This is a genomic window from Pacificibacter marinus (assembly GCF_018860505.1).
Classification (GTDB): Bacteria; Pseudomonadota; Alphaproteobacteria; order Rhodobacterales; family Rhodobacteraceae; genus Celeribacter; species Celeribacter marinus_B.
Genome location: NZ_JAHKPU010000043.1, coordinates 52,585 through 62,657 on the forward strand (window position 1 = coordinate 52,585; position 10,073 = coordinate 62,657).

Annotated in this window: 8 protein-coding genes; 4 read left to right on the forward strand and 4 right to left on the reverse strand. The window is 51.1% G+C overall.

All coding sequences use genetic code 11. From position 1 onward, the window contains the following. Nucleotides 1–177 precede the first annotated feature (177 nt). Nucleotides 178–408, reverse strand: coding sequence for a hypothetical protein (locus KO503_RS15965; protein WP_215992548.1), 231 nt, complete (start codon nt 406–408; stop codon nt 178–180). Nucleotides 409–631: 223 nt separating this feature from the next. After that, nucleotides 632–2,536 (reverse strand): acyl-CoA synthetase, encoded by a 1,905-nt coding sequence (locus KO503_RS15970; RefSeq protein WP_215992549.1) that lies wholly within the window; start codon nt 2,534–2,536, stop codon nt 632–634. A 226-nt stretch (nt 2,537–2,762) separates the two neighbouring features. Here KO503_RS15970 and KO503_RS15975 point away from each other — a divergent pair, with 226 nt between their 5' ends. Next, nucleotides 2,763–3,881 (forward strand): beta-ketoacyl-ACP synthase III, encoded by a 1,119-nt coding sequence (locus KO503_RS15975; protein WP_215992550.1) that lies wholly within the window; start codon nt 2,763–2,765, stop codon nt 3,879–3,881. Nucleotides 3,882–3,984: 103 nt separating this feature from the next. Here the strand turns inward: KO503_RS15975 and lysM are convergent, their stop codons facing one another. After that, on the reverse strand, nt 3,985–4,413 hold the full coding sequence (lysM, locus tag KO503_RS15980) for a peptidoglycan-binding protein LysM (protein ID WP_215992551.1): 429 nt from the start codon (nt 4,411–4,413) through the stop codon (nt 3,985–3,987). 86 nt (nt 4,414–4,499) lie between these two features. Beyond that, complete coding sequence (locus KO503_RS15985; protein ID WP_215992552.1) at nt 4,500–6,284, reverse strand: ABC transporter transmembrane domain-containing protein; 1,785 nt, start codon at nt 6,282–6,284, stop codon at nt 4,500–4,502. Between the two features lie 376 nt (nt 6,285–6,660). Between KO503_RS15985 and KO503_RS15990 the strand changes: the two genes are divergently transcribed. From KO503_RS15990 to KO503_RS16000, 3 genes are all read left to right on the forward strand, one after another. Beyond that, nucleotides 6,661–7,668: an ABC transporter substrate-binding protein gene (locus KO503_RS15990; RefSeq protein WP_215992553.1), complete on the forward strand. Its 1,008-nt coding sequence runs from the start codon at nt 6,661–6,663 to the stop codon at nt 7,666–7,668. Between the two features lie 88 nt (nt 7,669–7,756). Beyond that, complete coding sequence (locus tag KO503_RS15995; RefSeq protein WP_215992554.1) at nt 7,757–8,644, forward strand: ABC transporter permease; 888 nt, start codon at nt 7,757–7,759, stop codon at nt 8,642–8,644. Then, nucleotides 8,637–9,722: a quaternary amine ABC transporter ATP-binding protein gene (locus KO503_RS16000; protein ID WP_215992555.1), complete on the forward strand. Its 1,086-nt coding sequence runs from the start codon at nt 8,637–8,639 to the stop codon at nt 9,720–9,722. The genes KO503_RS15995 and KO503_RS16000 overlap by 8 nt, the downstream gene beginning before the upstream one ends. Nucleotides 9,723–10,073: the final 351 nt, after the last annotated feature.

Sequence of the window (10,073 nt, forward strand, 5' to 3'; positions counted from 1 at the left end):
CATTCTGAAACTGTGGTAGACTAATGCCTCAACTCTATCAGTATGTGCGACAGGATGCGATGAAACATCCATTGCAGCATCCAGAATATACGGGCTTATCGTCCACGACGCCACGTTCTAGATGGCGGCTTTTACTTCCAACGACCTTGTATGCGCATTAGGGCTTGGGCGTTGTAATCACGCAGAGCTGGATCTGGACGCGCGACTTAGATCTATGCTTGAGGGCTGCGCTGGGCGAAGTGCCGTCGTATTGTGCAGTGCTACGAGGGCCGCGCCGAAAAGTAAGGCGAGTGCGCCCGCAAGCGGATACGTCACAAGTGCGATCCAGAACGAAAACCCCATCAAGCTGACGGTTGCCGCGGCTGTAAATGCTGAGGCTAGAGCAAAAAAGAGTAAAGCAATAATCATGGTCGATGTCCTTGCAAAGTACGCACAATGAGAACTCATCGCGTTGTTTTCTGGTCTTTAAAAGAGCCTTGAAATGCGGCGCAACCATGGCGCATTTCGGGTTTAAACCGGGTTAAGGCCACAGCATTATCGGTAAATTTTAATTATTTTATACGCGATATGGCGCAGATAAGGCCCCGCATAAAAACGAGGCCTTATAGAATTCTCACTTTAGATCTATCGGTTAGATCTGATTGTTTTCGAATGCCCAAGGGGTTGGGTACTCTCCCAAACAGGTGGCAAGTGCATCCATAGACTTGTCGTCGCGCGGGCCTATTTGCGCCACCAAGCCCAATTTCTTATCATCAATCACACTGACGACGCGTTGGGGCAAATCCGCTTTTTCCAAGGCTTCATTGAACACACGCGTGATGGCGCGTTTGCGCAGGTCGGGTTTGAACACTTTGCCAACAGCTGTTTTGGGCAGCTCATCAAGGATCTCGATATACTTCGGAAAGGCAGCGCGTTCGTGGATATGCGCACGTGCGAAGGTCATGAGTTCATCTGTGGTCACCGTCGCCCCATCGATAAGTTCAACATAGGCACAGGGCAGTTCGCCGGAATAAGCGCAGGGTTGACCAATCGCGCCAACAAAGGCGACAGCTTCATGACCTGCCAAAGCTTCTTCGATTTCAGCGGGGTCAATATTATGTCCGCCGCGAATGATCAGGTCTTTGGCGCGTCCTGTGATCCACAGGTAGCCATCCTCGTCAATCCGTCCCAGATCGCCGGTGCGCAGATAGCGGTCATGGTGGAACAGATCATGGTTCTTATCGGCTTCGGTATAGGTTGACCCTGCAAAAACGCCGGGGCTGTCGATACAAATTTCACCCACCGTGTCGATCGCGCATTCGACGGGACCATCAGCCGTATGGATCAGGATTTTGACGTTTGTATGTGGAAAAGGAATGCCCACGGAACCGATTTTTTTGATGCCGCCAACAGGATTGCAAGCCACAAGACAGGTGGCTTCTGTAAGGCCGTATCCTTCGATGATTTCGACGTTTGTTGCCGCCTCGAAGCGCTTGAATAGTTCGATAGGGAGTGGCGATGAGCCAGAAAATGCGGTTTTTATACTGGAAATATCAGCATCAATCGGCCGTTGCATCAGGGCCGATATCGCAGTGGGCACGGTGATGACAAAGCTGATTTGCCAGCGCTCGATCAATTTCCAGAAATTATCAAACACGCCCTCGCCGCGGTACCCCGCAGGTGTTGGAAACACGCCATGTGCGCCAGATGTGATCATCGCCATGATAATCACATGGCAGGCAAAGACGTGAAACATCGGCAAGGGGCACATGATGTTATCTGTCTCGCAAAACAACAATCGTGAACCAACCCAACCATTGTATAGCATGCCAGAGGTTTTGTGCTGTGCCACCTTGGGCATACCCGTCGTGCCGCCTGTATGAAAATAGGCGGCAACGCGATCTTCTGGTGTGTCTGTAAAGGTTAGGGTTCTCGGCTGTTTGGCAAGCTCACGTTTGAAATTCAATACCTTGGCTTGATGCTGTGCTGCACGTGGGTTCTTAGGGCGTATGAGCGGCACGATCCAACTTTTGGGTGGCGTGAGATATTGCAGCAGATCAATTTCAAGCACAGTTGTTACCGTGGGCGCGTCTTTGACTGCTTCGGCAACCTTTTGTGCTATATCCGTTTTGGGGAAGGGGCGCAGCGTAACCACCACTTTTGCGCCAGTTTCGCGCAGAATCGATGCGATTTGTGTGGCGTCCAAAAGCGGATTGATAGGATTGACGATGCCCGCCACCATGCCGCCTAAAAAGGTCACGGCTGTGTCGTTTGTATTGGGTAGCACATAGGCGATCACATCGGTTTCACCAACACCCAAAGCGCGAAACATATTGGCGGCTTGGGTGACTTGTGCGTGGATGTCATTCCATGTCAGCGTTTCTGCCTTGTCGGTCGGGCCGGATGTGATTTGATACGAAAAGGCAGGCCGCGTGCCAAAGGCGTCTTTTGTGCGGGTCAGGCGCTCATAGATGGTGGCGCCGATGTCGCGGTCCTCAAATGCCATCTCGCTGTCGATGACATTGCGTGCCGCCAGAGATGTAAAATCTGATGCCATGTGTTTTGGTCCTCCCGTAGATGGATCGTGTGCACGGTCCATGTCTCCCTAATCTTATGATGGGGACAAAGACGTGATCGCACAAGCCCGCGCACGGGCCGTTCTACGCTGCGTTACTCCGGATTGCGCAGAAAGAACGCTGCGTCAAGTCGGTATCGGCCGCTAGACCAATAAGGTCCGCAGTCTTAGGTTGAAATGTAAATAGAGTTGGTATTCTGGGGGGCCTATGGGCGATGTCGTAGTCAGCGGAACGGGTGTTTTCACGCCTGCGCAGAGTATTAGCAATCAAGAACTGGTGGACAGCTTCAACGCTTATGTGGCCCTGTTTAACGCCGAACATGCAGATGACATCGCGGCGGGGATGATCGAGGCAAAAGCGGACTCTTCTGTTGATTTTATTTTCAAATCTTCTGGGATCGAGCGCCGTTATGTCATGGAGAAGGCTGGTGTTTTAGATCCTAAACGTATGGGGCCGCGGTTCGAACCACGCGCAGATGAAGCGCCGTCTATGATGGCTGAAGTCGCATTGGATGCCGCCGAAACTGCGCTGAAACAAGCGGGGCTTGTTGGCTCGGATATCGATTTAGTGATTTGTGCTGCCTCTAATCACGAACGTGCGTATCCGGCTGTGGCCGTTGAAATTCAGGCCCTTTTAGGGGCAGGAGGCTTTGCTTTCGATATGAATGTCGCTTGTTCGTCTGCGACATTTGGCATTCAGGCTGCGACGGATATGATCCGTAGCGGGTCTGTGACGCGCGCGTTGATTGTGTCGCCTGAGATTACATCTGGGCACTTGGAATGGCGCGATCGTGATTGTCATTTCATTTTCGGTGATGTGGCGACGGCTGTTGTGCTTGAAGCCGCAGATATTGCTAGATCGCCAAAGTTTCGCATTTTGTCCACGCGCTGTGCATCACAATTTTCAAACAATATCCGCAATAACAACGGTTTTTTGCGTCGTGCTCATGATCAGCTTGGGGATCATCGCGACATGCTGTTTATGCAAAATGGACGCAAGGTGTTCAAAGAGGTTCTGCCCTTAGTCAGCATGCATATCGGGGATCATTTGAACGCCAGTGATGTGCAAGCTTCGGATTTGAAAAGGCTTTGGCTGCATCAAGCGAATAAGACGATGAACGATTATATTGGGAAAAAGGTTTTGGGCCGTGTGCCTGATGCCGTCGAGCAACCCAATGTTTTGCAAGATTACGCCAATACGTCATCCGCGGGCTCGATCATCGCGTTTTCAAAACACTCAGAGGGATTGAGGCAGGGCGACAAAGGACTGATCTGTTCCTTTGGCGCGGGATATTCCGTTGGATCCGTCTTGGTCGAACAGCTTTGAATACGTTGAGGTGCCGCGCCGACGTTACTGCGCCTAAATGGGACATGAGCATACAAAAAAGGCGCCCTAATGGACGCCTTTCGCAAACTGTATAAAGCGATATTTACGCTTCAAGGTCTTGCGGAATGCGCAAGTTTTGACCTGGGTAGATTTTGTCAGGGTGTGACAGCATAGGCTTGTTGGCGTCAAAGATTTCCATGTAGCGGTTGCCATTGCCAAGCGCGTCTTTGGAAATGCCCCAAAGCGTTTCGCCCTTTTTCACTTCGTGGAACACAGGGTCTGCGCCTGCGATGTCATCTTCGACAGAGGCGATACCTTCAACGTTGCCTACTGCCAAGATGACTTTTTCTTTCATCTCTTGGCTGGCGGTTCCGGCCACTTTGACCTTGTCGCCTTCGACAGACAGTTCCAGAGCTTCGGCTTCTAAGCCAAGCGCTGCGATTTCAGCCAAAAGATCGTCTGTGTTTGGTTCGGCGTTCTTTTTGCCGAAAACGGATTTTCCTGCACCCTTTACGAAATTCCAGATACCCATAGTTTTTCTACCTTTTAGAGTTTTATGTTGTGTTGAGGTTTACCAAAGCGCTTTTACTTGGAGGAAATAAGGGGAGTTGCGTCCCCCTATTCCCCTTCGGTGAACTGAAGACGCGCCAAACGGGCATAGAGTCCACCGTCGGCAACGAGCGCATCATGGGTGCCTGTCGCGACGATTTTTCCATCTTCGAATACAAAAATACGGTCTGCCTTTTTGACAGTCGCCAGACGGTGCGCCACGATCAATGTTGTGCGGGTCTTGGCCATGTCTTCCACGGCTTCTTGCACAAGTTTCTCGCTTTCAGAATCCAATGCAGAGGTAGCTTCGTCCAGCAACAAGATCGGTGCATCACGCAAGATGGCCCGAGCAATGGCGACACGTTGCTTTTGTCCGCCAGACAGCATGATCCCACGCTCGCCAACATAGCTGTCATAGCCTTCGGGCAGCTTGGCTAAAAAATCATGTGCGGCTGCGGCTTTGGCGGCTTCAATGACTTGAGCATCAGTGGCGTCGGGGCGGCCAAACCGAATGTTGTCAACTGCTGAGGCGGCGAAGATCACCGGATCTTGCGGGACGAGAGCGATGTGAGACCGGAACTCGGCGCGCGCCAGTGTGTCGATGGGACAGCCATCGATAGAAATACGTCCCGATTGCGGATCGTAAAAGCGTTGCAGCAATTGAATGATGGTGGACTTGCCTGCTCCAGAGGGGCCAACCAAGGCGATGGTTTCGCCAGCTTTCACCGTGAAAGACACGCCATCCAAAGCCGATGTATTGGGGCGAGATGGATAAGAAAATTGCACGTTGTCAAACGTAATCTCGCCTTTAACAGGTAAGGCCAGTTGCACGGGTGCATCAGGGTCTTTGACTGGATCTGTCGCGCCTAACAGGTCTATCAAGCGTTCCGTCGCCCCTGCTGCACGCTGTAGTTCGCTCCATATTTCTGACAAAGCACCTGCTGCCCCTGCCACCATAATGGCGTAGATCACGAATTGTACCAGCTCACCAATGGACATTCCGCCAGTGCGTACATCGCGCGCGCCGATCCATAAAACCCCAACCACGCCAAAGAAAATCAGTGTGATCACGATCACTGTCATCACGGCGCGGGTTTGGATGCGTTTGTGAGCCGAAGCATAGCTTTTGTCGGTGACGTCAGAAAAGCGTTCAGATTGTGCTGTTTCGGCAGTAAATGCCTGAATGGTTTGCGCAGAGAGCAAAGCCTCTGACGCGCTGCCGGAACTTGAGGCGATCCATTCTTGGTTTTCGCGTGATAATTTGCGCAAGCGGCGACCTAACACAACGATAGGTACTATCACGATGGGCACGAGCAACAGAACGAGGCCAGTGAGCTTGCCCGAGGTGAAAAGCATCAATGTCAAGCCACCGAACAAGATCATTGTGTTGCGTAGGGCGACAGAGACAGAAGAGCTGATGACGGATAACAAGAGGGTGGTATCCGTGGTGATGCGCGACAGGACTTCGCCGGTCATAATCTTTTCGAAAAAGGTCGGCGACATGCGGATCATGCGGTCAAACACGGCTTTGCGGATGTCAGCCACCACGCGTTCGCCAAGTTTGGTCACCAAATAATAGCGCAGGCCCGTGCCGATGGCCAAAAGTAAGGCTATGGCTAAAGCGGCAGAAAAATACCCATCCAACAGAACCGCGCTAGAACTTTGAAATCCATCGACAACGCGGCGGACAGCGAGGGGCAGAATTAAAGAAATACAGGCTGTGACGACTAAGGCTATAAAGGCCATGAGCATCATCATGCGATAGGGTATCAAAAATGGCCAAAGCTGCGACAAGGCGCCGATTTTTTTTGATTTTTCGCGTTCTGCTGCGTCTTGAAGCGTGCGGTCAGCCATTTGAGGTCCTTCATATCACATGAGCCACACAGATACTCATGCAAGAAGCCAAGGGCAACCTTTGAGAGCATCGTTCCTTGGGGCAGTGTGACGCGCCCTTATGTGCTGATTTTATCGAACCGCTTTGGAGGTGAGGACCGACTTATTATGACAAATTTTCTAACGGGTTGCATTCTAAGGCTTAATATGTTGCTTTGTGCACACGCTCCGCCGCATTGGTTCCGATTTAAGAACGCTCAAATTTTTGAGTACAAGGACGTAGCTGCGGAGAAATCGCCCAGCTCGGGGTGGTGACCAGTCGAAGAGACAGAGAACCGATAGGTTCGGAGCGTGTCTGATTGGCAAACACACGAATTAAAAGCGGGAGCTTCCCACCATGAATGTTAACAAACTTGTCGCCACAAGTGTCTTCGGCCTGATCGCATCAGCGGGTGCTGCAATGGCCTCTGATTGTGGTTCTATTTCAATCGCCGAAATGAACTGGGCTTCTGCCGAGTTGATGGCCAATGTCGATGCGATTATCTTGGAGGAAGGCTACGATTGCGATGTCGACCTGATCCCAGGTGCCACGCAAACAACTTTTACGTCCATGAGCGAAAAGGGCCAACCAGATATCGCACCTGAACTTTGGGTGAATGGTCTCAAAGTTGTTTTGGCCGCAGCCAAAGAAGAGGGCCGTGTGCACACAGCTTTGTCCGGCCCGATCACAGGCCTTGGTGAAGGCTGGTGGGTGCCTAAGCACTTTATCGAAGAACATCCCGAGCTGAACACAGTTGAAAAAATCATCGAGCACCCTGAGCTTTTCCCTTACGTGGAAGACGAAACCAAAGGGGCGTTCATGGGCTGTCCATCGGGCTGGAGCTGTCAGTTGTCTAACGACAACATGTTCCGTGCCTTCGACATGGAAGCAAAAGGTTGGGTTAATGTGAACCCTGGTTCCGCTGCTGGTCTTGACGGTTCTATCGCCAAAGCGGTTGAACGTGATGAAAACTGGTTCGGTTACTACTGGTCACCAACTGCGATCATCGGAAAATACGAATTGTTCCCTGTCCCGTTCGAAGCCGAATGGGCCGGAACTGACAACTGGGAAGGCTGTATCGGTCTCGCACCTGATGATTGTGCTGATCCCCAGAAAACAAGCTGGATTCCATCCGAAGTTGAAACTGTTGTCACAAAGGATTTCAAAGAAAAGGGCGGCGAAGCTCTCGATTATCTCTCAACACGCGTTTGGCCTGGTGAAGTGATGAACGCCATGTTGGTTTACATGAACGAAAACCAAGCAACTGGTGAAGATGCAGCTTTTGAATTCTTGGAAGCTCACTCTGATATTTGGGCGCCTTGGGTTTCCGCTGATGTTGCAGAAAAAATCAAATCCGCCCTCTAAGGCCGTTTGATTGCATGGGGTCCGCGATAGGGTATTGCCCAATTCGCGGACCCTTTTTATTATTTTCTGCACATATAGGGAGAAGCTCATGAGCTTTTTTACTGAATTTCCGTCGTTAGGTCGACGTGATCTGGCTGATTTCAAACAAGGGATTGATGAGGGCTTTCGCACGTTCTCGCGTGCATATGGCGAAGACTTAGAAGCATTCTTCAATCCTCTGCTCAAGTTTATGGTATGGTTTGAAAAACTTCTGATCAACGCGCCTTGGCCGTTGGTTATTTTATGCGTGGCCTTGCTGACATGGCTTGGGGCGCGCTCTTGGAAAATCACTTTGGGGTCCATTGTATCGTTCTTGGCCATTGGGTACTTGGATATGTGGGAAGACACGATGGCCACTTTGGCGATCATCTCTGTTGCCACGATCCTGTGTATCTCGATAGGTATCCCGCTGGGCATTTTGATGGCGCGCTTTAACAGGGCGCAAACCTTCATCACGCCAGTTTTAGATATTATGCAAACCATCCCATCGTTCGTTTACTTGATCCCTGTGGTGATGCTGCTGGGCATTGGTAAGGTGCCGGGTCTTTTGGCTGTGTGTATCTATGCCTTGCCGCCGATTGTCCGTCTCACCAATTTGGGCATTCGACTGGTGGATCGTGACGTTATGGAAGCGGCTGATGCCTTTGGGGCTTCGACCAAAGAAAAACTCTTTGGGGTTCAAATTCCTCTGGCATTGCCCAACATCTTTGCAGGTGTGAATCAAACCATCATGATGGCTTTGTCTATGGTCGTTGTGGCCTCAATGATTGGGGTCAACGGGTTGGGCGTGCCTGTCTTGCGCGCTATCTCGAACCAATACCTCGCGCTGGGCCTGATGAACGGTCTTGCGATTGTTGTTCTTGCGATCATCTTCGACCGCGTCAGCCAAACCTACGGCAAACGTTTGCAGGCCTACAGGGAGAACGGACATGGGTAAGCACGATATTCTACCTCAAGACGACACCGTAGATGAGCCAAAGGTGAGCATCAAAAACCTGTTCAAGATTTTTGGTGACGACCCAGAAGCGCAAATGGAAGCCGTGCGTGGCGGCATGGGCAAGCCTGAGTTGATGGACAAAACAGGTCATGCGCTGGGCCTCAACAATATCAATCTTGACATCCCTGCGCGCAAAATTCAGGTGATCATGGGGCTGTCTGGATCTGGTAAATCCACTTTGATCCGCCACCTCAACCGTTTGATCGAGCCTACTGCGGGCGAAATCTGGGTCGATGGCGAAGATGTTCTGGCGATGGATGACAAACAACTGCGCGATCTGCGTCGGTTCAAGATGTCCATGGTGTTCCAAAAATTCGGTCTCTTGCCGCACCGCACTGTATTGGACAATGCCAAATACGGTTTGGAAATTCAGGGGGTCTCTGACAAAGAAGCCGGTGAGCGCGCTGTCAAATGGTTGGAACGTGTGGGCTTGGCTGGGTTTGAAGATCAATACCCGTCACAGCTTTCAGGTGGTCAACAGCAACGTGTCGGTTTGGCGCGTGCTTTGGCGACAGATGCCGAAATCTTGTTGATGGATGAAGCATTCTCTGCGCTCGATCCACTCATTCGCACCGATATGCAGTCTATTCTATTGGAGCTGCAAGAAGAGCTGCATAAAACCATTATCTTTATCACTCATGATTTGGACGAGGCTTTGAACATCGGGGATAACATCGCAATTTTGCGCGATGGCGAAATCATCCAATCTGGCGACCCGCAAGATATCGTGATGAACCCAGCCGATGATTACATCACCGACTTCATCCGCGACATCAATCGCGCCAAAGTCGTACGTGTGCGCTCTATCGTCAAAAAGGGTGCGACGGGAGCAGGAGTGACCATCAAAGGTACGCTGTCGTTGGAAGAAGCCTTACCCAAACTGCATGCCGCCCCTGATGGCTGCTGTCCAGTGGTGGATAAAAACGGCAAACCTTTGGGGGCCGTGACCCTTGATGGTTTGATCGATGCACTCAAAGCGCCAGAATCCGACGGCGATGATGACGTGCGGTACGCGTAAGCCGCGCACATATATATGCAAGACGAAGCGGGCGGGGGAAACCTCGCCCTTTTTTGTGTTTCTAGAACACTGATGGGAATCGATCAGTTCCGATTCTGTGTGAAATTGGAATCTCAGCACGTTGCGAGTCGCGGTTTTGGGGGATGTTTATAGGCATTTTTGCATTTATTGCGCTGGACCGTGTGGATAACCTACATTTCTTGCTGGCGCCTCCCTGGTGGCCATGCGTCTCCGTGGCACTTTTGGGCTTTTTGTCCAAAAAACGTTCATAATATATACAATTATATCAGTGCCTTAATGTGTTTATTGACGATTTTGCGACAAACTTTCTAAAAAGCCCTTGCGGAGGTG